Genomic DNA, 26,257 nt, shown 5'->3' with positions numbered 1-26,257 from the left:
TATGTGCTAACCACCAAGCCTGACGGCCCACAGCGATTACAACGCCCCCGCATGCGTGCAAGAAACCGTGCAGGGGCACGGTGAGGCAAAGCCGATAAAGACGGCGCAGGAAAACCGCAGGATAGGCAAAAACACAGCCGGAAACAGCGTTATAACAGCGATCAGCAGATCGACACGGGATGCCTCTCAGTCGGTGGGGGGGCGATCCAACGACCAACATATTCAAGATGCAGACGTTACCTCGAAGCGCCTGGGCATGCCGGCTTCTGAGTATCGCGCAGTCCTATTCTGCTAGAGATCGAGCTTCGGAAACCAGCATGATCGCTATTCCGTCCCGGACGGGGAAGGCGAGTTTGGCTGTCGAGGATACCAACTCCAACCGTACTGGATCGTAGACCAGCGATCCACGGGTAACCGGACAAACGAGGAACTCCAGAACCTTGCGCTCCGGGCGTACCGATACAGCTCTCGGATTGATGGTTGTCGCGCTATCGTCCATGGGCTCTTCGATAAGCTGCGAAGCCCGGCCGAGCAAGATACAGCGAAGGCTTCCTTAAACTCGATCGCGAAGGGCATTTCTTCTTCTGCTCGGCGCCGTTAAGCTCTGGTGACCGGGAGGGTATGATGCATCGACCATGGCTTGCGACCTATCCGCCGGGCGTTCCAGCCGATCTGCCGCCGTCGCCCTATGCCACCGTCGTTGATCTGATGAACGAGGCATTCTTTCGTTTCCAGGCGCGGGAAGCGTATCGATTTCTCGGCAGCCCACTGACATTCGGAGCCGTTGCAGGGCGGGCCGAAGCCTTTGCGGCCTATCTGCAATCGTTGGGCCTCGTGAAGGGCGATCGCATCGCCCTCATGATGCCGAACATGCCTCAATATCCGATTGCGGTCGTGGCGGCCCTCAAAGCCGGCCTCGTGGTGGTGAACGTCAACCCGCTTTACACGTCGCGGGAATTGTCCTTCCAGCTCGCCGATTGCGGGGCGAAGGCGATCGTCATCTTTGAAGCCATGGCTGCGACCTTGGCTGGTTGTTTCTCGCAAACGGGCATCCGCCATGTGGTGATCGCGAGGATCGGCGACGAACTCCCCATGTGGAAGGGAAGAGTTGCGGACTTGATGCTTCGGCACGTCAAGAAAGCAGTGCCACCCTACAAACTGCCGATGGCAGTTCCGTGGAGCCGGGCGATCTCGCACGGCAAAAACGCGACGTTCCAAACTCCGTCTCTCCAGGCCGACGATCTCGCCATCCTGCAATATACGGGGGGCACGACGGGCGTTGCGAAGGGGGCCATGCTGACCCATCGCAACATCCTCTCCAACGTCCTTCAGGCGCATTATTGGTATGCGCCAGCGCTCGATTCCGTGCCGGAGGGCGAACAGGCGACGTTCATCTGCGCGCTGCCACTCTACCACATCTTCGGCTTCACCGTGAACATGCTCCTCGCTCTGCATTCGGGCGGGCGGAACATCCTGATCGTCAACCCGCGCGACATCGGAACGCTGGTGCGGACGCTGCGACAGACGCGGTTTCATAGCCTGCCTGCGGTGAACACCCTTTTCGATGCGATCGCGCGTCACGAGAAGGCGCGGCTGGTGGATTGGTCGAGCCTTCTGCTTTCGGTCGGGGGAGGCATGGCGGTGCAGCACGCGACCGCTGAGCGCTGGCACGCGCTGACGGGGCGAACCATCTGCGAAGGCTACGGCCTTTCGGAGGCTTCACCGGTTTTGTCATGCAATCCCGTCTTGGCCGAGGAATATACCGGGTCCATCGGCCTGCCCTTGCCCTCCACCGAACTCGCCGTTCTGGACGATGCGGGCGCTCCCGTTCCGCTGGGTTCTCAAGGCGAGATCGCCGCTCGTGGACCGCAGATCATGGCAGGCTATTGGCAGCGTCCCGAGGAAACAACCGCGTCCTTCACCTCGGATGGATGGTTTCGAACCGGCGACATCGGCGTCCAGAAGCCGAACGGTTCGTTCTCCATCGTCGATCGCAAGAAGGACCTGATCATCGTGTCGGGCTTCAACGTTTATCCGAACGAGGTCGAATCCGTCCTCATGGAACTGCCGGGCGTGCTGGAAGCGGCGGCCGTGGCGGTTCGGGACGATCTCTCCGGCGAGGCCGTGAAGGCCTATGTCGTTCGAGAAAACGATTCGGTGACGGAGGACGCTCTTCGCGCCCACTGCCGACAATATCTCACCCGATACAAGCAGCCGAAGTTCGTGGAATTCCGTTCGGAACTCCCGAAAACCAGCGTCGGGAAGGTGCTGCGGAGGGCTTTGCGAGAAAGCTGATCCTTTCGAGCGCTAAATCGCCGATAGGGGCTTTTCATTCATCCGAATGTCGCATATATCGTCCTCACCGGCGGCCGAGAGGCTCCGGAAATGGCGCGGGGTGGAGCAGCCCGGTAGCTCGTCAGGCTCATAACCTGAAGGTCGCAAGTTCAAATCTTGCCCCCGCAACCATTGAAGTGCTAAGTCCTTTATGCTGGCCGTTCCGAATGGGACGGCTTTTTGCGTTTGAGGGCGACGATCGTTGGACGTCTGTCGCGGATGGTTTGCGACGGGAAGCTCGGGGTTTCGAGCGACGACGTTCGAACGTTGGTGGGGCTGCAAGACGGCTCGCAGCCTTCGCTGAGATCAACTCAGATCAGATACCTTCGGAAACCCTGACCTCGTGTGGTGACAACCGCGTTCGCGGTTGGTGAGGATCGCGTCAATTCTCGGCACGTCGCTGGATACCGCTGCTGGCGTCGGGCGCTGCCAATTCGGAATCAGGCTATCCTGGACGGCCTATACCCAAAAGGCATGGTTCCCCACGACAAAGCCCGTCCGGACGGTGCGGGACGGGCTTTGGTTTGAATGATCTTGGATATTAGGGCTTGTAGACGGTGTTGGTCTGCGCCGGCTGCAACTCGAAGCGCGAGATGCCGGCCGTGGCGTTCAAGCCGAATTGGGCCTGAAGGCCGAGCGACTGGAGGGTGAAGCCGTTGTTCGGTCCGCCCACCAGAACCTTGGCGCCACCACCGGCCGCCACGGAAGCATCGACGGAAGCGCCGAGATAGCGGCCGTCGAGGCTGACGGGCTCGCCGGCCTGGAACGAGGCGGCATAAACGGCCCAGGAAAAGTCCTGGCGCCCGGTGATGCCGAGATCTATGCCATAGGTGTCCAGGCGGCCAACATAGGGCTCGGAAGGCTGGCCACGGCTCGCGGGCGTGAAGACGCAGAGGTAGTTCTTGGTCGAGGTGACCACGAGGCCGAGGGCGCCGTCGCTCTGGCAGGTGAGAAGGCCGATCTTCTGCCCGGCCGAGGCTGCCGGGGCGAGTGAAACGACGCCGAGGGCTGCTACGGTGGCGAGAAGGACGCGCTTGTACATAGGTTTGACTCCAGTCAACAATTCTGGAGCCGAACGCCTCAGGTAGGCAGAGGGTTTCCGAAGGCGCTCTTCACGCCTTCGCAGGTGCGGAAATGTTTCGGGATCAGGCGCTGCCGCCACCGCGTGTGCGGTCCGCGCCGTCCTTGGCCGGCTTGTAGTTCGGATCGAGTTGCGCCGCACGCGCGTAGGAGCGGAAGGCGCGGGCCCGGTCGCCGCGTCGCTCGAACACAATGGCCTGGTTCGTCCAGTATTCGGCGCTCTTGTCGTTCAGCTTCAGAGCGGTGTTGAAGTCGTTGAAGGCGTTCTCGTCGTCGCCAAGCGCCAGATAGGAAACCCCGCGCCCGGAATAGGGCTCGGGCGCATCCGCTTGAAGCGAGATGGCGGTCGAGAAGTCCTCGATGGCCTGCTTGTGCTGGCCGTCCCGCTGATACAGCAGACCGCGATTGTGGTAGGCGCGCGGGTCTGTCGTGTTGAGGTCGATCGCCTTCTGGAAGTCGGCGAGAGCCTCACGGTTGCGCCCGGCCGTCCGGTAGAGATTGCCGCGTCCGATCAAGGCGCCGTCGTAGTTGGCGTTGAGGCGGATGGCTGCGTTGTAGTCGGCCAGCGCGTTCTGCTGGTCGCCCGTCTGGCGATAAACGAGGGCGCGGTTCGCATAGGCCTGGTAGAAATTTGGATCGAGCTGGATCGCGGTGGTGAAATCCTTGATCGCCTCGCGGTTCTGCCCGGCGCGCCCATAGGCCGTGCCGCGCACGTTATAGGCTTCGGGATTGCGTGGATCGGCGTTCACCGTGGCGGTGAGGGACGCGATGTTCTCCGACGAGCCCTGCGCCTTGTCGAGGCTGATGACGTTCGGCACGGAAGCGGTTTGGCACGCGGCCAGAACGGCAAGAAGCGACAGGCCGGCAAGGCCGGCGAAAACCCGCGAGCGCGCGGCGGTCGGGGCGGGGCGATCGGCGTCGGGCGTCAATCCGGTCGTTCCTTTGCTTCCCGTGGAGCCCCGGGCGAGGAGGCTGCGCGCGGGGCGCGAGACCGGCACGACCTCGGAGTGCCGGGCCATGCGCCATGTCGCGCGGGTGATCTGAAAGATGGCAAGACCTTGGCCCGCCATGCCTTTGCTGTGCCGGTCGAAATGGACCAAACGATGTCCGGCCGAGGCTTTGCCGGTCCGCTCCGCAATCCCGCAGGCCGCGCGCCATTAGCAAGGTCGCCGGCCCCTGTCGAGGGAGCGCGAATCACGGGCGTTCATTGCTTGGGCGGAGTGACGCAATCGGGTGACATGCGGGCAAGGAGCCGGGAAAGCACATCGAGGGCGAGAAGCGGGTCGTCCGTTCCTGCATGGGCATCGGCGAAACGGGGTGGGACGAGGGCGTTGGCATTTGAGCCCGCATCGGCTTCGGTGAGGAAGTGGACGCGGGTTTCGCGCGCGGCGGCGATGCGCGTGCGAAGGGAGCCGATGGATTCCGCGAGCTTCGTCTTGCGCTCGTCGTCCAGCCGGCTGCCGACGAGCGATTTGGCGAAGATGCGCGCCCAGTAGGTCAGCGCCATGAAGCCGAGGAGCGCCTGACGCACGGTTCCGGGACGTCGCACCACCTGCCAGTTGCTGCCGAGAGGCCGGGCGGCCACGGCGATATCGGCTTGGCGTCGGTCGAGATGGCGGGAAAGGACGAGGATGCGCGCGCCCGAATGATCCTGCTCGATCGCGGTGCCGGCGGCGGCGAGCAGCCGGTCGAGCGCGGACAGAAAGGCATCCGCCGCCTTGTCGGCCGCGCCCGTGGTCTTCTGAGGAAAGACGGCGAAGGAGATGAAGACGCCGGCCGCCGTTCCGATCAGCGTTTCTTCGAGGCGCAAGACGAGGAGACCCGGCGTGAACTCGCCGAGGAGCCCGTAGAGGAGCGACAGGACGATGGTCACGCAGAAGGTCATCGTGCCGTAGGAAAGCTGCAGAAAGTAGAAGCCGAAGAAGGTGAACAGGACGATCAGGATCGCCGAGGGCACGAGCGCGCCGCCGAGAAGGGTCGCAAGTCCGATGCCTATCGTGATGCCGGCAAAGGTGCCGACCGCACGGTTCACCGCCCGAAGCGCGGTGTCGCCGCGAGACTGCGTGTTCACGAAAACAAGGAACGCGGTCAGGATCGCCCAGAACCAGCGCGTCTTGGAAAGCATGAGGCCGCCCGTCATGCCGATGGCGGAGGAGAGGGTCACCTGGATCGCCACCTGAAAGGCGGGATCGCTGAAGGGCGATCTTCCGGTCGAACCGGCAGTCGAGGCAGGGCTCGGCAGGGGCTCGCGCTCGAAAACGATGGGCGGCAGGTTGTCGGCCAAGTGCTTTGTCTCGGCCGTCAAACGCGCGAGGCGGTCGAGGGCGGCGCTGAGGCGCTCGTTGGGGGCCGAGACAGGCACCTCGTCGGCAAGCGCGGCGAGCATCGCCGTTTCGCTTGCGAGTTGAAGGTCGAATAGCGCGACGGCCATGTGGCGGCCGGGCTCGCTTTCGCCGGTTTCGGCTTCGCCGATGGGTAGAAAGGCATCGGCGATCAGGATCGCCTCGCCGATGCGGTCCTGCATTCGAAAGGCATCCTGCCGTCGGTGGTCGCTCCAACCCGAGAAACGTCCAGCGGCCAGGATGCGCCGCAACTCGCCGATGCGCTCGAAGATCGCGAGCGTGGCGCGGGCGAACTCGTCGGCCGGGCGTTCGGGGAGGATGGCGATCCGGATGAGATGGGCGATGGCGCCGGAAATCAGGATCGCGATCGCCACGCCCGGCAGTTCGTCGGGCGTCGGGTGCATGTAGCTGCCGAGCGAGTAGCACATGAAGGCGAACATGCCGACCGCGTTCCAGCGCACGCCGTATTTGCGCGTGTAGACGGCGACGAAGACCAGAACCAGGAACGCCGCCTCGTTCAGGATCGGCCAGGAGAAAAGGAAAGTCGCGAGTGCGACCGACAGAAACCCCGCGACGCCGGAATAAACGCGGGTCACCACGCGCCGGCGATTGGTCACGTCTTTGATCTGAAGGGCTCCCTGCATCGCCGTGATGATGGAGATGCCGTAGGCCGCCACGGACAAGGGCAGGAACCCATGAACCAGAACGAGCACCGCGATGATGGCGATGAGCGTCAAGGTCACGCGCGCGCCCATGCGCAGACGCGAAAATGTCGGGTCCGACGCCACCATCAAAGCGCGGGCGCGGGCGAACCATGCCCTCAAGCGTCGTCTCGACGTTGTCGCGGCACGTCAAAGCATTCGTTGGCGGAAAACAGGGTTCGGAGCATTTTGGAGGGAACGCATGGCCTCATCAGGAAGGTGGCGTTCAAAAAATGCTCACTGACTTGGAACGTCTTCATCCAACGGTCTGTTTCTCGCGCGTCTGGGGAGCGGCACGAAATGTCGCGCCCTCATCACATCTAGCGACGACGTGTCAGGAGTAAACGAATGTCCGCAACGGTTCATCATGCGGCGGTTGCCGCACCCGCTGTTGTCGCGCCGCGACGCGTGTCGTGGGGTGCGATCATCGCCGGCGCGCTTCTGACGCTCGTCGTCCAGATCATGCTCGGGCTTCTCGGCATCGGTATCGGGCTCGCGACCGTCGATCCGGCCGGCAACGGTACGCCGACGGCCGCGACCCTCGGCACGAGCGCCGGGATCTGGACCGGCGCGACGGTGCTGATCGCGACCTTCGTCGGCGGTTACGTGGCGGCTCGCCTGTCCGGCAGCCTGACGAAGGGCGACGGCGCGCTGCACGGCATCGTCACCTGGGCCGCGTCGACCCTCTTGATCGTCTACCTTCTGACCAGCGGCGCCGGTTCGGTCATCAATGGAACCCTCGGCACGCTCGGCTCCTCCTTCGGCGCCATCAAGAACACGGTGCAGGCCGCGACGCCGAACTCGCTGTCGGTTCTGCCGGACGGGCTGGAGAGTGACGTTCGCCAGCTTCTGGCGCGCGGCGAGCAGCAGGCGCAGCAGGGTGCCGATCAAGTCCAGGCTCAGGGCCAGCAGGCTGCCGATCAGGCCCGCTCCGCCACTGGCGAGCAGGATCTGACGCGCGCCATCCCGGAGATCGTCCGCGGCCTCGGCCAGAACGCGACGCCCGAACAGCGTCAGGCGGCCGTCACCGTGATCTCGCAGCAGGCGGGCATCTCGCAAGGGGAAGCCGAACAGCGCCTCCAGCAGTTCCAGACCCGTTACAACCAGGCCATGGCGGAACTGCGCGAGCAGGCCGATGCCGCCGCCGCCGGCGCGTCGACCGCTGCCTTGACCGGCTTCGCCGCGCTTCTCGCCGGCCTGATCGTCGCCGGCATCGGCGGTGCCGCCGGTCGTCCGAAGCGTCTGGAGGCAGTTGCCGCCGTCTGAGTTGAAGCAACTTGCGACGCCGCGTCATCGCGGCGTCGCAAAATCAGCACGATCGTTCGATCAAACGGCTAAAGATCACCCGCGTCCGCCCGGCGCTTCTTGCTCCGGGCGGGCGCAGTTTTTGGCGGGGATGCCCGAATGCGACGTTTCTCGGCCTTCGCGGTTGCCCGCGAAGCGTTTCGCAACCATACCGGTTGGGGCGAGCAGTGGGCCTCTCCCGAACCCCGACGCAACTACGACGTCGTGATCGTCGGGGCCGGCGGCCACGGCCTCGCGACCGCCTATTATCTCGCCAAGAACCACGGCATCACCGATATCGCGGTGGTGGAAAAGGGTTGGCTCGGCGGCGGCAATACCGGCCGCAACACCACGATCATCCGCTCCAACTATCTCTATGACGAGTCGGCCGCGCTCTACGACCATGCAGTGAAGCTGTGGGAAGGGCTGTCGGAGGATCTCAATTACAACACCATGTATTCCCCTCGCGGGGTCATGATGCTGTCCCACAACGTTCATGACCGTCAGGTCTTCAAGCGCCACATCCATGCCAATCGGCTGAACGGCGTCGACAACGAATGGCTGACGGCGGAAGAGGCCAAGGCCTTTTGCCCGCCTTTGAACATCTCGCGAAACGTCCGCTACCCGGTGGAAGGCGCGGCCCTGCAGCGGCGCGGCGGCACGGCGCGGCACGACGCGGTGGCCTGGGGCTATGCGCGCGCCGCTTCCGCACGGGGCGTCCATGTCATCCAGAACTGCGCGGTGACCGGCATCCGGCGCGGCGCCGACGGGTCGGTGCAGGGTGTCGAGACAAGCCGCGGCTTCATCGGCGCCAAGAAGGTCGGCGTCGTCGCGGCCGGCTCCACTTCCGTCGTCATGGAAATGGCGGGCATGCGAATGCCGCTGGAAAGTTTCCCGCTTCAGGCGCTGGTGTCCGAGCCGGTGAAGCCGGTGTTTCCCTGCGTCGTCATGTCGAACACCGTCCACGCCTATATCTCGCAGTCCGATAAGGGCGAACTCGTGATCGGGGCGGGCACGGACCAGTATCCGAGCTACAGTCAGGCCGGCTCGCTCCACATCCTCAACCACACGCTCGACGCGATCTGCGAGATGTTCCCTATGTTCCGCCGCATGCGGATGCTGCGGTCCTGGGGCGGCATCGTGGACGTGACGCCGGACCGCTCGCCGATCCTGTCGAAGACGCCGGTGAAAGGCCTTTACGTCAATTGCGGCTGGGGCACTGGCGGCTTCAAGGCGACGCCGGGCTCGGGCCACGTCTTCGCCCATACGATCGCGGCGGACGAGCCGCATCCGATCAACGCCGCCTTCGGTCTCGACCGCTTCGTGACGGGTCGCTTCATCGACGAGGCGGCGGCCGCCGCCGTCGCGCACTGAGGGGTTTCGCCATGCTTCTGATCCATTGCCCTTATTGCGAGGAAGAGCGGCCGGAGCTCGAGTTCCGCCATGCCGGGGAAGCGCATGTGCCGCGCCCTGCGGGTGACGCCGCCCTGTCCGATGCGGACGTCGCGCAGCGCCTGTACTACCGCGAAAACGTGCGGGGCCTCGTTTTCGAGCGCTGGCGGCATTTCTCCGGCTGCGCTCGGTTCTTCAACGCCGTGCGCCATTCGGTGACCGACAAGTTCGTCACCACATACAAGATCGGCGAGCCGAGGCCGGAAATCACCGAGGATATGGCGAAGTCGGCCGGCTTCGATGCCAATGTCCGTCCCGCCGTCATGGGCGATCCCGCTCATACGCCCGTCGCGCGCACGGAGGCGCAGCAGTGACCGAACGCTTCCGCATCCCCGGCGCCGGCCATCTCGATGCCGCGCGCCGCTTTTCCTTCACCTTCGACGGCAACCGCTACGAGGGCCGCGAAGGCGACACGCTGGCCTCCGCGCTTCTGGCCAACGGCGTCCACCTGACGGGCCGCTCGTTCAAGTACCACCGGCCGCGCGGCATTCTGGGCATCGGCTCGGAGGAGCCGAACGCCCTCGTGGAAGTCCGCCGCGACCGGGCGCGGCGCCAGCCGAACGTGCGCGCCACCATGCAGGTTCTTTACCAAGGCCTTCGCGCCACGAGCCAGAACCGCTGGCCGTCGCTCGACTTCGATCTTGGCGGCGTCAACCAGTACATCTCGAAGTTCCTGGCCGCCGGCTTCTACTACAAGACCTTCATGTGGCCGCGCGGCTTCTGGCACCGGGTCTACGAGCCCGCCATCCGCGCCGCCGCAGGGCTCGGCCGCGCGCCGGTCGATCCCGACCCGGACGTCTACGCCAACCGCTTCGAGCATGTGGACGTGCTGGTGATCGGCGGCGGTCCGGCCGGACTGAACGCGGCTCTGGCGGCCGGGGAGGCGGGGGCCTCCGTTCTTCTTTGCGACGAGAACCTGGATTTCGGCGGCTGGCTGCGTACCGAACGGGGCGCGACGATCGACGGGGTGCCGGCGCACGCCTTCGTTGCCGAGGCCGTCAAGCGGCTTGAGGCCATGCCGAACGTGCGCCTTCTGCGGCGGGCGACGGCTTTTGGCTACCATCTCCAGAACATGGTGGCGATCACGGAGGAACTGACGGACCATCTCCCGTCGCCTGACCCGATGATCCCGCGCGAGCGCCTGTGGCAGGTGCGCGCGAAGAAGGTGATCCTCGCGACCGGTTCCATCGAGCGCCCGCTGGTGTTCCCGGACAACGACCGGCCGGGCGTCATGCTGGCATCGGCCGCGCGCACCTATCTCAACCATTACGGCGTGACGCCCGGCCGGCGCGTCGCCGTCTTCACCGCCCACGACGCCGCCTATGCCGCCGCCTTCGATCTGCGCCGTGCCGGCGTCGACGTGCCGGTCCTCGTCGACCTTCGCGAAGAGCCGGATGGCGATCTCGTGCGCGCGGCCCGCAACATGGGCATCGAGGTTCTGGCCGGTTATTCGGTTGCATCCCTGCGCGGCAGGAAGCGGGTGCGCGGCATCCGTGTGGAGGAAACCCGCACCGGGCACGACCGGCGCGGGTTCGATTGCGACGCGCTGCTGATCTCCGGCGGCTTCACACCTTCCGTCCACCTCTTCTCGCAATCGCGCGGCAAGCTGCGCTTCGATGAGGACCTTCAAGCCTATCTGCCGGGCGAGTATTCGCAAGGGTGCGTGTCCGTCGGCGCCTGCAACGGCGAGTTCGATCTCGGCCGCGCGCTGACGGCGGCGCGGGCGGTCGGCATGGCGGCGGCGGGCAAGCAGGGCGAGAGTTTCGCGCCCGTTCTCGTGGAAGGCGCTTCGGCCCATGGCGGCGGCACGGTCGGCGCGACGCCGACCGCCGCGCCGGGGCGTTGGCGCAAGGCTTTCGTGGACTTCCAGAACGACGTCACCGCGAACGACATTCGCCTCGCGACCCGCGAGGGCTTCCGCTCCGTGGAGCACATCAAGCGCTTCACCACCAACGGCATGGCGACCGACCAGGGCAAGACCTCGAACATCCATGGCATCGGCGTTGCGGCGCAAGCCCTGCAGGTGGCGATGCCGCAGGTCGGGCTGACGACGTTTCGCGCGCCGTTCACGCCCGTCACCTTCGGCACGATCGCCGGACTGGGGCGCGGTGATCTCTTCGACGCTGTCCGGCAAACGCCGATCCACGAAAGCGCGGTCGCCGAAGGGGCGGTGTTCGAGGATGTCGGCAACTGGAAGCGCGCCTTCTATTTCCCGCGCGGCTCTTCCATGCACGAGGCGGTGAAGCGCGAGTGCCGCGCGGTGCGCGATGCGGCCGGCATGTTCGATGCTTCCACCCTCGGCAAGATCGAAGTGGTCGGGCCCGATGCGGCAACCTTTCTCGACCTCATCTATGCAACGCCCATGGCTTCGTTGGCGATCGGGCGCTGCCGCTACGGGATCATGCTTTCGGAAGCCGGTTACGTCATGGATGACGGCATCGTCGCGCGGCTTGGGGAGAACCGCTACCATCTGACCACGACGACCGGCGGGGCCGCCCGCGTCCTCCACCACATGGAAGACTACCTCCAGACGGAGTTCCCGCATCTGAAGGTCTGGCTGACATCCATCACCGAGCAATATGCGACGATCGCGGTGCAGGGGCCGAAGGCCCGCGAGATCGTGACGCCGCATTTCGAGGGCGCCGACGTTTCGAACGCGGCCTTCCCGCATATGTCGGTCGCGGAAGGACGCTTCATGGGCGTACCTTGCCGGTTCTTCCGCGTGTCCTTCACGGGTGAAACGGGCTTCGAGATCAACGTGCCGGCACGCTACGGCCGCGCCGTTTGGGATGCGCTCCGCGAGATCGGCCGGCCGCACGGGATGGAGGTCTATGGCACGGAAACCATGCACGTCCTTCGTGCCGAGAAGGGCTATATCATCGTCGGCCAGGAAACGGACGGCACCGTGACCGGGCCGGATGCCGGGCTCGCCTGGGCCGTTTCCAAGAAGAAGACGGATTTCGTCGGCAAGAGCGGCATGCGGCGACCGGACCTTCTGTCGGCCAACCGCAAGGAGTTGGTCGGCATTCTTTCCAGAAACCCGCTGACCGTTCTGGATGAAGGCGCGCAGATCGTCGCCGATCCGAAACAGTCGGTGCCGATGACCATGCTGGGGCATGTGACGTCGAGCTACTGGTCGGAAACGCTGGGTCGATCCTTCGCGCTGGCGCTTTTGCGCAATGGCCGGGCGCGCAAGGGCGAAACCCTGTTCGTGCCGATGCTGGACGGCGATATCGAGGTGGAGGTCGTCGATCCGGTCTTCTTTGATCGCGAAGGGGAGAAGCTCAATGGTTGAAGCCTCCAGCCTCGCCGCCATTCGGGCGCTTTCGCCGCTGGACGGCCATTATCACGGTGGGCTCGGCCTTTCCCTGACGCCCGCCGCACCCCGCGCACTTGTGTCCCTTCGTGTATCGGAAGAGGCGCTCAGTCCGGTCGGCCGGGCGCTCGGCCTCGAACTGCCGATTCGCCCGAAAGCGACGAGCGAAGCGAACGGCCTCGCGGCCTTGTGGCTCGGGCCGGACGAGTTTCTCCTTCTGTCCGAGACATGGAGCGACGAGGCGGCCCGCGATCTCGTCTCGCGCATCGAGGGTTCCGGCACGAGCGAGCAGTCCGCCGTCGACGTGTCCGACCGTTTCGTCGGCATGGTCATTGATGGAGTGGCGGCGCAAGCCGTTCTATCGGCCGCCTGTCCGCGTGATCTTCGCCTTGCCGCCTTTCCGATGGGCGCGGCGAGCCGCACCGTTCTGGCGAAGGCGGACATCCTGCTTTGGCGGCGCGGCGAAACGCGGTTCGAGCTTTTCTGCGGTCGATCCTTCGCCGACTACGTCTGGGCCTATCTCGTGGAAGCCTCGCGCGCGCCGGCCGTGTGATCAGACCACCAGAAAGTCGCCGGCTCCGAGCGCCAGTCCCGCCGAGAGCTTGGCGAACAGCGTCTGGGACGCGGACCCCGAACCGTCCGCGTCATAGAACAGGGAGCCCGTCTGGTTGTCGTAGACGATGTGCTGCGAAGCGTTGGCGGCGCTTTTCCCGATGGTGAACTCGGCCGCGCTCAGCTTGCCCGGCAGGAGGGCGGAGAAGATCGCGTCGTCCAACTGGATGAAGTCCTGGCCGGCCGCGAAGTCGGTGATCGTGCCGACATTCGTCTTCGCATTCAGGTAGCGGGAGAACACGAAGGTGTCGCTGCCCGCGCCGCCCGTCAGGATGTCGTTGCCGCCGAGCCCGTCCAACACGTTGTTGTTGTCGTTGCCAATGATGACGTTGTTCATGTAATTGCCGCTGCCCGAGATCGCGTCGTGCCCGGTGAGGGTCAGGTTCTCGAGATTGGCGCCCAGCCGATAGGTGAGGGAGGTCTCGACCGTATCGATGCCCTCGTTCGCGGCTTCGATCGGCCGTTCATAGGCGTTGTCGACGACATAGATGTCGTTGCCGAGCCCGCCCGTCATCTTGTCGAAGCCGGCGCCGCCGTCGAGGCGGTCGTCGCCCTTGCCGCCGATCAGCGTGTCGTTGCCGTCCCCGCCGAAAAGAACGTTCGCGCCGTCATTGCCGGTGATGGTGTTGGCGAGGGCGTTGCCCCGCCCGTTGATGTTGCCCGACCCCGTCAGTTCGAGCTTCTCGATATTGGCGCCGAGTTCGAAGGACACCGACGAGCGCACGAGATCGGTGCCCTGGTTGGCATATTCGACAACGAGATCGCCGGCATTGTCGACCACGAAGATGTCGTCGCCGAACCCGCCATAAAGCTTGTCCGCTCCCGCGCCGCCGTCCAGGATATCGTTGCCGCCGCCGCCGGAGATCGTGTTGGCGGCCGCGTTGCCGGTCACCGTGTCGTTGCCGCTGCCGAGCACCGCGTTCTCGATGACTGTGCCGCGCGCGATGGCGAGGTTTCCGGCATGGCCGTCGATGTCCGAGAAGCTCTCCGCGCGCAGGTCGAGACGCTGGTTGGCCGAGCGCAGGCTCAGATCGATCGTATCCACGCCACCGGCGTCGAAGATCGTCTGGGCGAGGAAGGAGGGAATGTCCGTGCCGTTTCCGGTGGTGGTTCGATGATCCCCATAGGTGTCGTTGCCGGTCCGCGTGTTCGTCGGGACGCCGTAGAGGTTCTGGATCGCGACGATATCGGCCATCATCGGCGTGACGACGTGGGAATAGTCCGCGCTGGAGTAAGGGTTCTGGTCCTGATTGAAATAGGACATGATCGAATACTGCCAGCTATCCTCCTGATAGCGCGCATCCTTCCCGAAATCGGCGCCGCCATTGTAGTTGCCGGCATGGCCGAGCCCCAGAGCATGTCCGATTTCGTGGATGTAGCTTTGAAGGTAGTACCATCCGTATTGCGTCCAGTTGGACGCGACGTTCACGACGCTGCTGATGATCGTCGAGCCCTGGGTGTCGGAATTGGCCCAGGCACCGGCCTGGTTCTCGCTGAAATTGATCTGCGCCCAGCTATCGGTTTGAACGAAGTTGATGCCCGACACGGCCGTCCAGGCGGAAAGTGCGTCCACGGCGGTCTGCTTGGCGAAAGCGGCAAGTCCCGTCAGGTTGACGGACAAGGTTCCCCCGGCCTTCACGTCGAACTGGTGCCGGCCCCAGCCGGTGTCCTGCCAGAAGCCGTCCGTCAGATACTGGGCTTGCCGGTCGAGATTGAAGCTCGGCAGCGCGGCGAGGGTGGCCGTGGAAGAGGAGGCGTTGGTCGTCCCGGCGGGCGTGCCCGCTCTAGCGTTCTCGCCGAACCCCTTCAGATTTTGACACAGATAGCACATCGCGCTCACCCTCGAATTGCCGCCCCAGCATTCCACCCTCGCCTTTGCGCAACGCTTAAGGGCATTGAGAAAACTTGATCGACCGAACCAGGAATGTCGCGCGGCAGCTAGATCGCTGGGATTTTCCGATGCGACCGTGCTTTCCCGCAGTTCTGCTGAAGGAGAACGAAGAAGGTTGCTGACGAATCCTTCAGGTCTGGAACGGGCGGAAACTGGCGGAAGCGCTCGAACTGGACCCGCGGACGAACGCGTTCCTGAAGGCCGACTTCATCTAACCGATTTTATTCCCTTCGCCGCGCGCCGGATGGCTTTACCTTGCCGCAGCCTGACGCGAGAAGGGGCGGGGCCGCTGCGAGCGGTGCGGGAAAAGCGAGTGGGATGCCATGATCAGAACCGAGACCGTCCGCAACATCCTTTCCTGGTACGAGGGTGAGACACCCGGCCTGAAGAGCAACCTGTCTCGGCTCCTGATGCATGGCCGGCTCGCCGGCACGGGCCGTCTGGTGATCCTGCCGGTCGACCAGGGCTTCGAGCATGGCCCGGCCCGCTCCTTCGCGCCGAACCCGGCCGCCTACGATCCGCATTATCTCTACCAGCTCGCCATCGAGTCCGGCGTGTCCGGTTACGCCGCCCCGCTCGGCCTTCTGGAACAGGGCGCCGACACCTTCGCCGGCGAAGTGCCGCTCATCATGAAGATCAACAGCGGCAACTCGCTCGCCGCTTCCGCCAACGATCAGGCCCTCACGGGCACCGTCGACGACGCGATGCGCCTCGGCTGCGTCGGCGTCGGCTTCACGATCTATCCGGGCTCCGACATGGCCTATGACATGATCGAGGAACTGCGCGAGATCAGCCACGAGGCCAAATCCAAGGGTCTGCTCAGCGTCGTGTGGTCCTATCCGCGCGGCGGCAAGATCACCAAGGGCGTCGGCGAAACCTCGCTCGACATCATCGCCTATGCCGCGCACATCGCCGCACTCATGGGCGCCACGATCATCAAGGTGAAGCTGCCGAGCGCCGGCATCGATCTCGATGCGGCCAAGGCAACCTACGAGAAGAACGACATTCCGGATGCGACCATTCCCGATCGCGTCCGCCACGTCATGCAGGCGAGCTTCGCCGGCAAGCGTCTCGTGGTGTTTTCCGGCGGCGAAGCCAAGACGCGCGAGGACCTGCTGAACGAAGTGCGCGGCATCCGCGACGGCGGCGGCAACGGCTCGATCATCGGCCGCAACTCGTTCCAGCGGTCCAAGGAAGACTCGTTGAAGCTGCTCGGCGAGATCATGGACATCTACGCCTGATCCAATTCCCGACGGCCTGAGCCGAAGCGCGAGCCGCTTCGGCCGGGTGAAGCGGAAATGACGCCTGCATGACGCCGCCGTGATCCTTGTTTCGCAAAGAAATGGGGAACACGGCGGCGTTTCGTTTTTCATTGAGAAGAAACAATGCCTTACCGAGCGATTGTCCTCGCGGGTCGTCGGTTGGGGTCGTTGCACAAGCGCAACAGTCCTCACCGAACCGGAAGCTTCGCCGCTTGATAGCCACAAGGTCGTGGATCACTTGCCCCGACAGACGAGTTCTGGTGCCGAACGAACATTGATTCGGTGTGGCGCGCCAGACCGAACGTCAACAAGATCCGCCGAAAGGCGGTAGAACTGACTGGAGTATCAACTATGAAGCGTTTCGCGATCCTCTTGGCCGCCACGGCCCTTGCGACGCCCGCCTTCGCCGCCGACATCATCACCGAAGAGCCGCCGGCTCCGGCTCCGGTGGAAATCGCGCCGGCCTATAACTTCACGAGCCTTTACATCGGCGGTCAGGCCGGCGTCGCCTTCGGCGGTTCAAGCGGTGCCATCGGCAGCGACCTGCTCGGCATTCCCGGCGTCACCTCCTTCCAGGACAGCCCGGATGTCGGCTTCACCGGCGGCGGCCATATCGGCTATGACTACCAGTTCGCCAATGGCCTCCTGCTCGGTGGCGTGGTCGACTTCAACTATATCGACCACGACCGCAGCGTCGGCGCTACCTTCCCCGGCGGCGAGACGTCGGTCGGCGTCGACATGAACTATTTCGGCACTGCTCGCGCCAAGCTCGGCTATGCCATGGATCGCGTCGCGGTCTACGGCACGGGCGGTGTGGCCTATGGCGACTACGACCTCGAAGTCAGGAACGGCGATGTTCTTTCGGCGCTGGGCACCGGCTTCGGTTCCACGACCGACACCGACAAGGACAAGGTCGGCTACACGGTCGGCGCCGGCGTCGACTACCTCGCCACGCAGAACCTCTCGTTCGGCTTGGAATATCTCTACACCGATCTCGGCAGCGCGAAGACCACCACGACCTTCGCTTCGCCGGCCCTCGGCACCTCGTTCGATGTCGACACCAAGACCGATGTGGATTTCCACACGGTGATGGCGAAGGCGTCCTACCGCTTCAACTAAGTTCTTAAGACTTCTCACGAAGTCGCTATCTACAAAGGCCCGCCGGACTTTTCGTCCGGCGGGCTTTTTAATTCAACGTCAAGGATTTCGGCTTAGAAACAATTCACCAAGGCGGTTCGCAAGGCTGAGGCAAGGCGAACCTGCATCGGGGTGCTTCGCCTGCAGCCAAGCGACCCCGAAACAGAAAGCAACCGGCATCGACCGAAAGGCCGACGCCATTGTCTCGGCAGGGGACGTCGTCGCGCCGCAGGATGGCGGGGACGCCCCAGTCTTTCATGGAGTACCCAGGTGAAGCTCTTCGCTCTTCTTCTCGCTTCGGCCGCTTTCGCGTCGCCCGCTCTTGCCGCCGACATCACCTATGACGAGCCGCCGGCTCCGGCCCCGGTCGAACTCGCGCCCGTCGCCAACTGGACCGGCGCTTATGTCGGCGGTCAGGCCGGCGTCGCGTTCGGCGGTTCCAAGGGCGCTTCGGGCGTCGACGGTTTCGGCGGCCCGACGGCCACCAACCAGGACGGCACCGGCGCCGGCTTCACGGGCGGCGGCCATGTTGGCTACGACTACCAGATGCCGAACAACGTCATCGTCGGCGGCGTCGCGGACTTCAACTACATCGACCACGACAAGAAGACGGGCGTCGTTCTCGGCCAGAACGGCTCGGCGACCGGCCAGGAATTCGAGACCAAGACCGACATGAAGTATTTCGGCACCGTTCGCGGCAAGGTCGGCTACGGCGTGGATCGCGTCGCGGTCTACGGCACGGGCGGTCTCGCCTACGGCAAGGCCAAGGTGAACACCGACGAGTCGAACTTCAACACCTCGGCCAACGGCACGGGCACGACCTACACCGCTACCTCCGACTCCGACAAGGACAAGGTCGGCTACGCGGTCGGCGCCGGCGTCGATGTGCTGGCGACGCAGAACGTCTCCTTCGGCCTCGAATATCTCTACACCGATCTCGGCAAGGCGAAGTCGGAAACCACCTTCACGGAAGCCAACACCGTGAACCCGGACACCTTCACCACCAAGTCGAAGACCGATCTGGACTTCCACACGGTGATGGCGAAGGCTTCCTACCGCTTCAACTGATCGGCTCGGCCGAACAAAGAAAAGGCCCGCCGGGGAAACCCTCCGGCGGGCCTTTTCGCATTCGAGTGGTCAGGAGAGCGGTCAGCCGGCGAGGGGAGCGAGCCCGAGATCGGCCCGCCGCGGCAGGTCGGCCCCGCGGCGCGAGCAGGTCACGGCCGCCGCGCGTGTCGCCGCGCCGATCAGCGCCTTCAGGTCGTTCTCGTTCAAGGATTCGAGCGCGGCCCGCGAAAGGGCCCCGTCCTCGGCGAGCTTGGCGAGCATCATGGCAAAGAACGTGTCGCCCGCGCCGACGGTATCCACCACATGCACCGCAACGCCCGGCAGGGACGCGCCGATGCCGGATCTGCCAAGTGCGACCGCGCCCTTCTCGCCCCGCGTCACCACCGCAAGGCTGGCCCCGGCCTCGACCCAGTCCTGAAGCACGGCGTCGATGGAGCGGCCGGGATAAAGCTGCGACAGGTCCTCGTCGCTCGCCTTCATGAGAGCCGCCATCGGCCCGAGTTCGGCGACCTTCGCCCGCCAGATATCGAGATCGGGCACGACGGAAGCGCGGATGTTGGGATCGTAGGAGATGAAGCGCCGGTCCTTCTCTCGGGCCACGAGCTTCAGGAGGGAGCCGGCGGTCGGCTCGGAAACGGTGGTGTAGGAGCCGCCGATATGGATGCCCTTGATCTCGTCCGGAAGGCTCGTCGGCACTTCATCCGGGGAGATCGACCGGTCGGCGGTGTTCTCGGTATAAAAGGAATATTCCGGCACCCCGGCTTGCGACAGCGACACCATGGCGAGCGTCGTGTTGCGGTCGGTCGGGATCAGGAAACGCTGATCGATATTCTCGCGCCCCATGAAGGCGCGGAGGCGCCGGCCGTAGAGATCGCCCGAGATCTTGCAGAAGAAGGCCGAGCGGTGGCCGAGACGCGCGAGGCCGAGCGCCGCGTTCAACGCCGATCCGCCGATCCGCGCCGAAAGGCCGATGCGCGAAACGTCGTCGTCGAGATCGGCGAAGACGTCGAAAAGCGAGTCGCCGCAGGACAGGAACATGGAAAGCACCTCCTCCTCCCGGCGTTTGCCGCGCCGGTCCACCATGCTTCGGCTAGCAGGAAAAGCAGCGTCGGGAAACGTGTCTCAGAAGCTGAACCGCTCCGGCAGCAGCGAATAGCTGCCGAAGGCGGGAATCTTGATCCCGAGATGCCAGGGATCGATCCCCGCGACGAGGCCGAGGATGTTGAGTTCCAGTCCGGCCGTGCGCCCGACGGACAGGCCGGCATAGCCGAGAATGGAAAGGCGAAGATCGCCCCGGTCGCGGTCGATCACCGCGAAGCGCCCGTCGGATGGATAATCGCGGCCGATCGCGGCCGGCGGCAGGTTCGTGCGGAGTCCCGGCACATGGCGCAGCACATGCTCCACGAAAGTGTTGGAGTTCGGTCCGGGGAAGATGTGGTAGCTGCCAGCCGTCGAATAGGGATAGGCGCGGATCGCCTCGCGAACGCTCGGGATAAGCGCTTCGGCCGCTTCGCCATGCCGCTCCAGAACCAGTTGCGGCGGGTTGGAGTACCAGCGCGCGTCGGCGGCATAGGCGTTGCGGCGAATCGGCGAACCCCAGCCCACCTTGTCCCAACGCTCATAGGCGGGGGCACCCTTCTCCTTCACCACCACCCAGGAATGTTCCGAGATCGCGCCTTTCAGCCCGCCCGTGCGCGCCGCGAAGACGTAGACCGCCGCGTCCCGCGATTGCGCCGGGGCGGGCAGGAGCTTGGCGCTCGTCCAGTCCGCGTCGCGCCAGCTTCCCGGATGACTTCCGGCCCACCAGAACAGCACTGCGAGGGCGGTCGGCACAAGATAGATCAAGGCGAAGAGCAGGAAAACGATCTTCAATATTCGCATCGTCATGAAAGGGCAGGGCTGGCGGGACGTCTTCCATATGGTAGGCCAGCCCGAGCTTCGGTAGGGCGCGGAGAGCCGCCCGAAGCATGGCGGATGAAGAACGGAGCGCGGCGGTGGACAATCCTGTTCTGGTGGAAGTGACGCGCGGCGACCGGGTGGAGAGCCGTCATCGCGGCGCGCTCGTCGTGACCGATGCGAGCGGCGCGGCCGTTTTCTCCTCCGGCGACGTGGATGCCCCGGTCTTCCCCCGCTCGGCGGTGAAGGTGCTTCAGGCCTTGCCGCTGATCGAAAGCGGCGCTGCCGACCGTTTCGGTCTCGGCGCGCGCGAGCTGTCGCTGGTCTGCGCCTCCCATTCCGGTGAAGAAGGCCATGTGGCGCTGGCGGGCGACATCCTCGGCCGGGCAGGGCTTGGGCAAGAGGCTCTCGAATGCGGTTGCCATTGGCCCTTCTCGGCCACGATCTCCCGCCAGATCGCGCGCGAGGGACGTGAGCCGACGCAGCTTCACAACAACTGTTCGGGCAAGCATTCCGGCTTTCTCTGCACCGCCGTCCATCTCGGCGAGGAAACGGCGGGCTATGTCGGCGGCCGCCATCAGGTGCAGGAGCGGGTGCGGCGCGCCATGGAGGACATGACCGGCGCACGCCTCGACCCGGAGGAGGCCGGCATCGACGGATGCTCGATCCCGACCTATGCCGCGCCGTTGAAGGGCTTCGCCACGGCCTTCGCCCGCCTCGTGTCGGGTCAGGGCGCGGCGCCCGATCGCCTCGCTGCAGGCAAGCGGCTGATCGAGGCCTGCATGGCCGAGCCCTGGTACATGGCGGGAACCAAGCGCGCGGATGTTGCCATGATGGAAGCCGCGCCCGGCCGCGTTTTCGTGAAGACAGGCGCGGAGGGCGTTTACTGCGGCGCGGTGCCCGAACTCGGCCTCGGCTTCGCGCTGAAGATCGACGACGGCGCGACGCGTGCCTCCGAAGCGCTCGCGGCAGCGACGCTGTCGCGCATCTTCGCCGCGCATGACGGCGCACTGTCGGAGACCTATGCTGCGCAATCGCACGACACCTTGCGCAACTGGCAGACGACCCGCGTCGGGGATGTCGTGGCCGTCTTTTAAAGCCAGCGTTTGTAGCGGAAGAAGAGAAGCGGGATGATGGCGGACAGCACCATGATGCCGAGCGCCATCGGATAACCGAGCGGCCAGTTGAGTTCCGGCATGTGCTGGAAGTTCATGCCGTAGATCGAGGCGACGAGCGTCGGCGGCATGAAGCCGACGGCGGCGACCGAGAAGATCTTGATGATGGCGTTCTGCTCGATCGAGATCATGCCGACCGTCGTGTCGAGAAGGAAGGTCGTCTTGTTGGACAGAAACGAGACGAAATCGTTCAGCGAATGGACGTCGCGGTTCATCGCCTTGGTGCGCGCACGCGCTTCCTTCACTGCCTTGCGCCCATCCAGCACGAGCTGAAGGAAGGGGATCATCCGATCGAGGGTGGCGAGGCTTTCACGGGTACGCGAGGCGAGGTCCCCAGCCGCGCCGATGCGGCGCAGCAATTCCTTGAACTCGTGCGTGGCGATCGGCTTCTTTTCGTCGGAGGCGCTGAAGATGTCGTTGGCGATGCCGTCGAGATCGGCGGCGATCGCCTCCATCATGTCGGCCACCCGGTCGATCACGGTTTCCAGGAGACCGATCAGGATGGTGTCGGCGGTCGGCGGGCGAAGGCGGGCGGTGGGTGCCCTGGACATTCCGGCCTCTCCCGTTTCCGCGGAAGGCTTAGGAAGATGCGTTTCGATCGGATCGCGGCATAGCTTGGCGGAAAAGATTGCGAAGCTCTTTGGCTCGGTGTAGCGCAGCGTCACCAACCGGGGGCCGACAAGAATGAAGGTGACGGGCGCGAAGCTCGGGCGTCCGCTGTCGAGACCGTAGACCACCGAGGCGGTCATGAAGTCGCCGCCGTCCTCCGAATAAAGCCGGCTCGAAACCTCGATCTCGCGCATCTCCTCGCGCGTCGGCACTTCCAGCGCGCAAAGGCGCTCCACCGCTTCCTGCTCGGCCTTTGTCGGGTTGACGAGGTCGATCCAGATGGCGTTCTCGGGGATGTCGGTGCCCGTCAGGGTCAGTCCGCGCGCCTTCGCCCCGTCGAGATGGTAGACGTCGATCATGGGCGGACTCCGGACGCTTAAGGATACGCGCAGGCGAGGCTGGACGCCGCGTTCCTTAACCCTTTGCCTGTCATAAGCAAGCGGCCACCATGTGCTGCTTCAATGCGTGGTGACGGACTCGACCGGGCAGCGCAGCTTCCACACGACGCCGCTTCGCGCATAGTCCATGTCGACCGTGCCGCCGAGACCGCGCGAGGTCATCTTCTGGACGACGAGCGTGCCGAAGCCCGAACGCGTCGGGCGCTGGACGGGCGGGCCGTCCACTTCACGCCAGTTCAATTCGAACTCTTCGGTTTGCGACCAGACGATCCGCACATGGCCGTCCGGCACGGAAAGAGCGCCGTATTTCGCGGCATTGGTGGCAAGCTCGTGCAGGGCGAGGCCGATGGTCTGCGCGGCGGTCGGGTTCAACCGAACGTCGGGCCCCGAAATCACGAACTGGCCGGACGAGCCCGCCCCGAAAGCCTTCAACTGCCCTCGAACGAGATCGGCCAGCATCACGCTTTCCCAGCCGCGACCGGCCAGAAGGTCGGCGGAGCGGGCGAGCGAGCTGAGAGCCTCCGACAGGGTGTCGAGAAATTCCGAGGTGTTCGCGCTTTCCTTGGCCGCGCGGCGCGCGATGGCGGCGATCAGGGCATATTGGTTCTTGGCGCGATGCGTCATCTCGCGCATCAGGAAGCGGCTTTGCTCTTCCGCCTCGCGGCGCTCGCGCGAGGCCTGCGCCAGAACGCGGCTGACATCGCCGATCTCCGCGATGTCCGTGCGGACCGGCGGGGCGGGCTCGCCCTTGCCGATGGCATCGGCCTGATGGGCGAGGGCCTGGATCGGGACCACGAGCCGGCGACCGAAAAGCGCGGCCAGTGCGGCGGAGAAGGTCAGCAGGAGAAGAACCGCCCCGATCAGCAGCCACCAGGAACGGGTAATCGGCTGGCCGATCACGGAGTCGGGAACCGCGACGGCGGTGGTCCAGCCCGACAAAGCCGAGATATGCGAGGCCTTGATGAGATCGTCGTGGGTCGTCGGGTCGAAGGGGTAATCGCTCGACGGGTTGTCGAAGGCGACGTTGCCGCTCGGGCGCATCTTGCCGTCCGTGGCGAGAGCCGCGACCACGCGGTGCCGCTCGCTGTCCACCACCACCGCCGACCATGTTTCCGGCAGATTGCGATCCTCGACGAACGTGCCGAGATCGGTGGTGCTGCGAACCAGCGTCAGGACGTAGATCACCCGGTCGCCGCGTATCACCGGAACGGCCACCTGGAACACGATGTCGTCGGAGCGGGCGCTGTGGAAGACGTTCGTCACCAGGGGCCGGCGTGACTGGAACACCGACTGGACCGCTTCGGCCTCGGTGCTTCGTTGCGGTGGGCGCGCGCTTGCGGGCCGCGTGTCGGCCGCAATGCGCAGGGCCGGATCGATCAGAAGCGCATCGGTCCCCGCGACGGCGAGAGCGGTGCGAGCGCTCGCGGTGAATTGATCGAGATCGCCGTTCTCGACCACGGCCGTCGCCGCCAGCGCCTTCGCCAGCGTGATCATGGTGAGGAGTTCGCGATCGATCGAATCCGACAGGATCTCAGCCGTGTCGGAGACCTGAGCATGCGCGATTTCTGCCTGCTGCTGGGAAAAGCGCAGGATCAGGAAGGCGCTGAAAAGAAGGGCCGGCACGATGATCGCGATGGCGAAGATCGTGACATGGGCGAGAAGCGGCGGCCTGCGCCGCCAGCGCGAGAAACTGAACGGGCGCAGGTGGGAAACAACGCGCCGCGCCGTGTTCACTCCGCTTGTCATGGTCGAACCGATACTTTCAAGGCGGGCGACGGCGCCCGGCGCCCGGCCTCCTGTTCACGATGCGACACTATTGACCCGCCCGTCGCCTTTCAACACGCCCATTCGCAAAAGATCAGCCGAACTGCGCGAGGCCGGGTGTGGTCGCCATAACGCGATCCACGGTTTCGGAGCCGACATGCTGCCGGGCATAGGCCACGAGTTCGCGCGCGACGCTGGAAATGCCCCCCATGTCGAGGCCGAGCCCCATCAGCTTGGAGCCGAGCGCCATGATACCGCCGCCGCCGAACAGCCCTTCACCTTCTCCGCCGCCCTGCGTTCCCGCATGGAGGATGGCCTCGTTCGCGCCGGGCGTCTTCTCGATCATGGTCTCGATCGCGGGATCGGACCCTTCCGTCTTGATGTAGAGAAGGATTTCGCCGACCGCCAACCGGGCCTGCTCGGGCGAAAGTCCCGTTTCCGCAGCGATGCGGTTCAATAGTTCCTGCATGATCTTGAAGCCCCTCGTTCGGCCGCCATCCGAGGAGCTTTATTTATGGTCCCGACGCCGTTGGCCAAGGACATCGTCTGCGAGGGACAAGGCGGGAGAAGGGCAAAGATGGCCCGATTCGCCGAAAAACACGGCACCAAGCACGATTTTAGGCGCGCAACATTTTAAAATGGGTCTATGTTGAGCGTTCGGGCCACAGGAGAGATGCTATGGAGGACATGCATTCCATCCCCAGAGCCATCGTGGAGGCGATCGAAGCAGGTATTCCGGCGACCAAAGCTTTCCGGATCTATTCGGACAAGTCGATCCCGGAAGTCGCCGAACTGGCTCAACTGGAGCCACGGCGGCTCTGCCTCATCGAAGCGGGGTTGAGGCCCACGCGTTCGGAGGCGGTGGCGATCGGCAGAGCGCTCGATATCCCGTCGCGTCTGGTTGCGCCTGCCCTTTGAGATCTAGCGTCCGTCGTTGAGGCGCGGCGTCGTGCGATCGTCACCGAACGTCGTATGCCCCTCGGCGGGCGACTTCTCGCTGCCGAAGTCCTGACGACTGCGCTCATCGGCGACGGCCTGACGGTCTTCAACGGCCTCGTCCGTGGTCGTTTCGGGAGTGGTCTTCTCGCGGTCCATGGTTCGGCTCCTCACCAACGGTGCCGAACTGAACTTGGGACAAGCTCCGGGGTTCCCGTGTTCAAAGCAGGCCGGCGCCGATATTGATGGCGAGGGCCAGAACCGTCGTGTTGAAGAAGAAGGCGAGGATCGTCTGCACCAGAACCACCCGCCGCATGGTGCGGCTGGTGATGGCGACGTCGGAGGTTTGCGCGGCCGCGCCGATTGTCAGCGAGAAATACAGGAAGTCGGCGTAGTCCGGTTCGTCCTCGCCCGGAAACAGCAACCCGCCGGCCGGCTTCTCTCCCGTACCGTAGAAGAGGCGCGCATAATGAAGCGTGATCAGCGTGTGCATGAACAGCCACGAGGTCACGATGGTGAGGCCGGCCAGCGCCAGATGCGACGGCGGCAGCTTGCCGTCGCCTGCCGCGCCGTTGCCTTGAAGCTCCACCACGATGGCTGCAAGGCTGACGAGGGTCGCCACGATCGCGAGGGCCAGGACGATCCATTCGGCTTCGTCCTGTTCGGCCGCGCGCCGTCGCAGCGAGGTGACTTCCGCCCGGAGCATCTGAATCCAGCTTGTGACCAGATAGGTGAGGGTGAGGGTGTTCCAGCCGATCAGCACCCGCGTGCTGGGCCTCAACCCATTTGGGAGGAGCAGCCAGACGCCGACGCCAAGAAGGGCAGCGATCACGAGGCGCTTGCGGAGACGGATGCCGTGCCAAAGGCGTTTGTTGAAGGTCGCGTGCTTCATGCGGTCCCGAGATGTCTGCGAAGGCCCTGACTGGCTGCCGTCAATTTAAAGCCCGCTTGCCGCGTTCCGAAGCTTTCTTCCCCAAGCTTCAAACGGCGGGCGGCTTTT

23 protein-coding genes and 1 tRNA gene are annotated in these 26,257 nt (G+C 64.7%); 12 read left to right on the top strand and 12 right to left on the bottom strand.

All coding sequences use genetic code 11. The features are described from left to right. Positions 1-283 precede the first annotated feature (283 nt). The gene (locus F9929_RS08800; RefSeq protein ID WP_152046175.1) at positions 284-499 is read right to left on the bottom strand and encodes a Trm112 family protein; all 216 of its coding nucleotides are present in this window, start codon (positions 497-499) and stop codon (positions 284-286) included. 125 nt (positions 500-624) lie between these two features. Here F9929_RS08800 and F9929_RS08795 point away from each other — a divergent pair, with 125 nt between their 5' ends. Together F9929_RS08795 and F9929_RS08790 are read left to right on the top strand one after the other, a co-directional pair. Beyond that, positions 625-2,295, top strand: a complete 1,671-nt coding sequence (locus tag F9929_RS08795; RefSeq protein ID WP_210251319.1) for an AMP-binding protein — start codon at positions 625-627, stop codon at positions 2,293-2,295. A 94-nt stretch (positions 2,296-2,389) separates the two neighbouring features. Continuing rightward, a tRNA-Met gene (locus tag F9929_RS08790) sits at positions 2,390-2,466 on the top strand. A 409-nt stretch (positions 2,467-2,875) separates the two neighbouring features. On the opposite strand, the gene F9929_RS08785 is transcribed toward F9929_RS08790, so the two are convergent. The 3 genes from F9929_RS08785 to F9929_RS08775 form a co-directional block, all read right to left on the bottom strand. Then, positions 2,876-3,376, bottom strand: coding sequence for a DUF992 domain-containing protein (locus F9929_RS08785; RefSeq protein WP_152046173.1), 501 nt, complete (start codon positions 3,374-3,376; stop codon positions 2,876-2,878). Between the two features lie 103 nt (positions 3,377-3,479). Next, positions 3,480-4,433, bottom strand: a complete 954-nt coding sequence (locus F9929_RS08780) for a tetratricopeptide repeat protein (RefSeq protein WP_152046172.1) — start codon at positions 4,431-4,433, stop codon at positions 3,480-3,482. 185 nt (positions 4,434-4,618) lie between these two features. Continuing rightward, positions 4,619-6,580 carry an FUSC family protein gene (locus F9929_RS08775; protein WP_152046171.1) on the bottom strand — a complete coding sequence of 654 codons (1,962 nt, stop codon included), beginning with the start codon at positions 6,578-6,580 and terminating at the stop codon, positions 4,619-4,621. Between the two features lie 225 nt (positions 6,581-6,805). Here F9929_RS08775 and F9929_RS08770 point away from each other — a divergent pair, with 225 nt between their 5' ends. The 5 genes from F9929_RS08770 to F9929_RS08750 all read left to right on the top strand — a co-directional run bounded on the left by F9929_RS08770 (position 6,806) and on the right by F9929_RS08750 (position 13,062). Continuing rightward, complete coding sequence (locus tag F9929_RS08770) at positions 6,806-7,723, top strand: hypothetical protein (protein WP_152046170.1); 918 nt, start codon at positions 6,806-6,808, stop codon at positions 7,721-7,723. 138 nt (positions 7,724-7,861) lie between these two features. Further along, positions 7,862-9,115 (top strand): sarcosine oxidase subunit beta family protein, encoded by a 1,254-nt coding sequence (locus F9929_RS08765; protein WP_152046169.1) that lies wholly within the window; start codon positions 7,862-7,864, stop codon positions 9,113-9,115. An 11-nt stretch (positions 9,116-9,126) separates the two neighbouring features. Next, a complete protein-coding gene (locus tag F9929_RS08760; RefSeq protein ID WP_152046168.1) occupies positions 9,127-9,507 on the top strand; it encodes a sarcosine oxidase subunit delta in 381 nt (126 codons plus the stop codon). Then, positions 9,504-12,488, top strand: a complete 2,985-nt coding sequence (locus F9929_RS08755; RefSeq protein ID WP_152046167.1) for a sarcosine oxidase subunit alpha family protein — start codon at positions 9,504-9,506, stop codon at positions 12,486-12,488. Before F9929_RS08760 ends, F9929_RS08755 begins: the two co-directional genes overlap by 4 nt. Beyond that, positions 12,481-13,062, top strand: a complete 582-nt coding sequence (locus F9929_RS08750) for a sarcosine oxidase subunit gamma (protein ID WP_152046166.1) — start codon at positions 12,481-12,483, stop codon at positions 13,060-13,062. The genes F9929_RS08755 and F9929_RS08750 overlap by 8 nt, the downstream gene beginning before the upstream one ends. Here F9929_RS08750 and F9929_RS08745 read toward each other — a convergent pair whose 3' ends face one another. Next, positions 13,063-14,952 (bottom strand): M10 family metallopeptidase, encoded by a 1,890-nt coding sequence (locus F9929_RS08745; protein ID WP_152046165.1) that lies wholly within the window; start codon positions 14,950-14,952, stop codon positions 13,063-13,065. 383 nt (positions 14,953-15,335) lie between these two features. On the opposite strand from F9929_RS08745, the gene F9929_RS08740 reads away from it, so the two are divergent. The 3 genes from F9929_RS08740 to F9929_RS08730 all read left to right on the top strand — a co-directional run bounded on the left by F9929_RS08740 (position 15,336) and on the right by F9929_RS08730 (position 18,479). Then, positions 15,336-16,253, top strand: coding sequence for a class I fructose-bisphosphate aldolase (locus tag F9929_RS08740; protein WP_152046164.1), 918 nt, complete (start codon positions 15,336-15,338; stop codon positions 16,251-16,253). Between the two features lie 372 nt (positions 16,254-16,625). Further along, positions 16,626-17,393 (top strand): outer membrane protein, encoded by a 768-nt coding sequence (locus F9929_RS08735; protein ID WP_152046163.1) that lies wholly within the window; start codon positions 16,626-16,628, stop codon positions 17,391-17,393. Between the two features lie 288 nt (positions 17,394-17,681). Then, positions 17,682-18,479: an outer membrane protein gene (locus F9929_RS08730; protein ID WP_152046162.1), complete on the top strand. Its 798-nt coding sequence runs from the start codon at positions 17,682-17,684 to the stop codon at positions 18,477-18,479. A gap of 81 nt (positions 18,480-18,560) precedes the next feature. On the opposite strand, the gene F9929_RS08725 is transcribed toward F9929_RS08730, so the two are convergent. Together F9929_RS08725 and F9929_RS08720 are read right to left on the bottom strand one after the other, a co-directional pair. Further along, positions 18,561-19,562: a carbohydrate kinase family protein gene (locus F9929_RS08725; protein WP_235919120.1), complete on the bottom strand. Its 1,002-nt coding sequence runs from the start codon at positions 19,560-19,562 to the stop codon at positions 18,561-18,563. Positions 19,563-19,601: 39 nt separating this feature from the next. Beyond that, positions 19,602-20,360, bottom strand: coding sequence for a DUF3750 domain-containing protein (locus F9929_RS08720; protein ID WP_152046202.1), 759 nt, complete (start codon positions 20,358-20,360; stop codon positions 19,602-19,604). A 113-nt stretch (positions 20,361-20,473) separates the two neighbouring features. Here F9929_RS08720 and F9929_RS08715 point away from each other — a divergent pair, with 113 nt between their 5' ends. Then, on the top strand, positions 20,474-21,472 hold the full coding sequence (locus tag F9929_RS08715) for an asparaginase (RefSeq protein WP_152046201.1): 999 nt from the start codon (positions 20,474-20,476) through the stop codon (positions 21,470-21,472). Here F9929_RS08715 and F9929_RS08710 read toward each other — a convergent pair. The 3 genes from F9929_RS08710 to F9929_RS08700 all read right to left on the bottom strand — a co-directional run bounded on the left by F9929_RS08710 (position 21,469) and on the right by F9929_RS08700 (position 24,790). After that, entirely contained in the window at positions 21,469-22,518 is a 1,050-nt protein-coding gene (locus F9929_RS08710; RefSeq protein WP_152046161.1) for a magnesium transporter CorA family protein, read from the bottom strand. The two genes, F9929_RS08715 and F9929_RS08710, sit on opposite strands and share 4 nt — an antisense overlap. 99 nt (positions 22,519-22,617) lie before the next feature. Further along, positions 22,618-24,303: a sensor histidine kinase gene (locus F9929_RS08705; RefSeq protein WP_152046160.1), complete on the bottom strand. Its 1,686-nt coding sequence runs from the start codon at positions 24,301-24,303 to the stop codon at positions 22,618-22,620. Between the two features lie 112 nt (positions 24,304-24,415). Further along, positions 24,416-24,790, bottom strand: coding sequence for a hypothetical protein (locus F9929_RS08700; protein WP_152046159.1), 375 nt, complete (start codon positions 24,788-24,790; stop codon positions 24,416-24,418). A gap of 209 nt (positions 24,791-24,999) precedes the next feature. Here F9929_RS08700 and F9929_RS08695 point away from each other — a divergent pair, with 209 nt between their 5' ends. Further along, entirely contained in the window at positions 25,000-25,239 is a 240-nt protein-coding gene (locus F9929_RS08695; RefSeq protein ID WP_152046158.1) for a hypothetical protein, read from the top strand. Positions 25,240-25,242: 3 nt separating this feature from the next. Here F9929_RS08695 and F9929_RS23950 read toward each other — a convergent pair whose 3' ends face one another. Beyond that, positions 25,243-25,416 (bottom strand): hypothetical protein, encoded by a 174-nt coding sequence (locus tag F9929_RS23950; protein WP_193227663.1) that lies wholly within the window; start codon positions 25,414-25,416, stop codon positions 25,243-25,245. Between the two features lie 61 nt (positions 25,417-25,477). Then, positions 25,478-26,149 carry a DUF1345 domain-containing protein gene (locus tag F9929_RS08690; RefSeq protein WP_152046157.1) on the bottom strand — a complete coding sequence of 224 codons (672 nt, stop codon included), beginning with the start codon at positions 26,147-26,149 and terminating at the stop codon, positions 25,478-25,480. Between the last annotated feature and the right edge of the window lie 108 nt (positions 26,150-26,257).

Origin of the sequence: Aureimonas psammosilenae, from assembly GCF_009176975.1 — a bacterium.
Lineage (GTDB): Bacteria > Pseudomonadota > Alphaproteobacteria > Rhizobiales > Rhizobiaceae > Plantimonas > Plantimonas psammosilenae.
The sequence above is the reverse complement of the archived record's forward strand: the minus strand, read 5'-3'. Positions and strand labels throughout refer to the sequence as shown.

What these genes read in the sequence shown, in the direction of transcription:
- F9929_RS08800 (WP_152046175.1), bottom strand. Translation starts at nt 499, where the DNA reads ATGGACGATAGCGCGACAACCATCAATCCGAGAGCTGTATCGGTACGC.
- F9929_RS08795 (WP_210251319.1), top strand. Translation starts at nt 625, where the DNA reads ATGCATCGACCATGGCTTGCGACCTATCCGCCGGGCGTTCCAGCCGAT.
- F9929_RS08785 (WP_152046173.1), bottom strand. Translation starts at nt 3,376, where the DNA reads ATGTACAAGCGCGTCCTTCTCGCCACCGTAGCAGCCCTCGGCGTCGTT.
- F9929_RS08780 (WP_152046172.1), bottom strand. Translation starts at nt 4,433, where the DNA reads ATGGCCCGGCACTCCGAGGTCGTGCCGGTCTCGCGCCCCGCGCGCAGC.
- F9929_RS08770 (WP_152046170.1), top strand. Translation starts at nt 6,806, where the DNA reads ATGTCCGCAACGGTTCATCATGCGGCGGTTGCCGCACCCGCTGTTGTC.
- F9929_RS08765 (WP_152046169.1), top strand. Translation starts at nt 7,862, where the DNA reads ATGCGACGTTTCTCGGCCTTCGCGGTTGCCCGCGAAGCGTTTCGCAAC.
- F9929_RS08760 (WP_152046168.1), top strand. Translation starts at nt 9,127, where the DNA reads ATGCTTCTGATCCATTGCCCTTATTGCGAGGAAGAGCGGCCGGAGCTC.
- F9929_RS08750 (WP_152046166.1), top strand. Translation starts at nt 12,481, where the DNA reads ATGGTTGAAGCCTCCAGCCTCGCCGCCATTCGGGCGCTTTCGCCGCTG.
- F9929_RS08745 (WP_152046165.1), bottom strand. Translation starts at nt 14,952, where the DNA reads ATGTGCTATCTGTGTCAAAATCTGAAGGGGTTCGGCGAGAACGCTAGA.
- F9929_RS08740 (WP_152046164.1), top strand. Translation starts at nt 15,336, where the DNA reads ATGATCAGAACCGAGACCGTCCGCAACATCCTTTCCTGGTACGAGGGT.
- F9929_RS08735 (WP_152046163.1), top strand. Translation starts at nt 16,626, where the DNA reads ATGAAGCGTTTCGCGATCCTCTTGGCCGCCACGGCCCTTGCGACGCCC.
- F9929_RS08725 (WP_235919120.1), bottom strand. Translation starts at nt 19,562, where the DNA reads ATGGTGGACCGGCGCGGCAAACGCCGGGAGGAGGAGGTGCTTTCCATG.
- F9929_RS08720 (WP_152046202.1), bottom strand. Translation starts at nt 20,360, where the DNA reads ATGCGAATATTGAAGATCGTTTTCCTGCTCTTCGCCTTGATCTATCTT.
- F9929_RS08710 (WP_152046161.1), bottom strand. Translation starts at nt 22,518, where the DNA reads ATGATCGACGTCTACCATCTCGACGGGGCGAAGGCGCGCGGACTGACC.
- F9929_RS08705 (WP_152046160.1), bottom strand. Translation starts at nt 24,303, where the DNA reads ATGACAAGCGGAGTGAACACGGCGCGGCGCGTTGTTTCCCACCTGCGC.
- F9929_RS08700 (WP_152046159.1), bottom strand. Translation starts at nt 24,790, where the DNA reads ATGCAGGAACTATTGAACCGCATCGCTGCGGAAACGGGACTTTCGCCC.
- F9929_RS08695 (WP_152046158.1), top strand. Translation starts at nt 25,000, where the DNA reads ATGGAGGACATGCATTCCATCCCCAGAGCCATCGTGGAGGCGATCGAA.
- F9929_RS23950 (WP_193227663.1), bottom strand. Translation starts at nt 25,416, where the DNA reads ATGGACCGCGAGAAGACCACTCCCGAAACGACCACGGACGAGGCCGTT.
- F9929_RS08690 (WP_152046157.1), bottom strand. Translation starts at nt 26,149, where the DNA reads ATGAAGCACGCGACCTTCAACAAACGCCTTTGGCACGGCATCCGTCTC.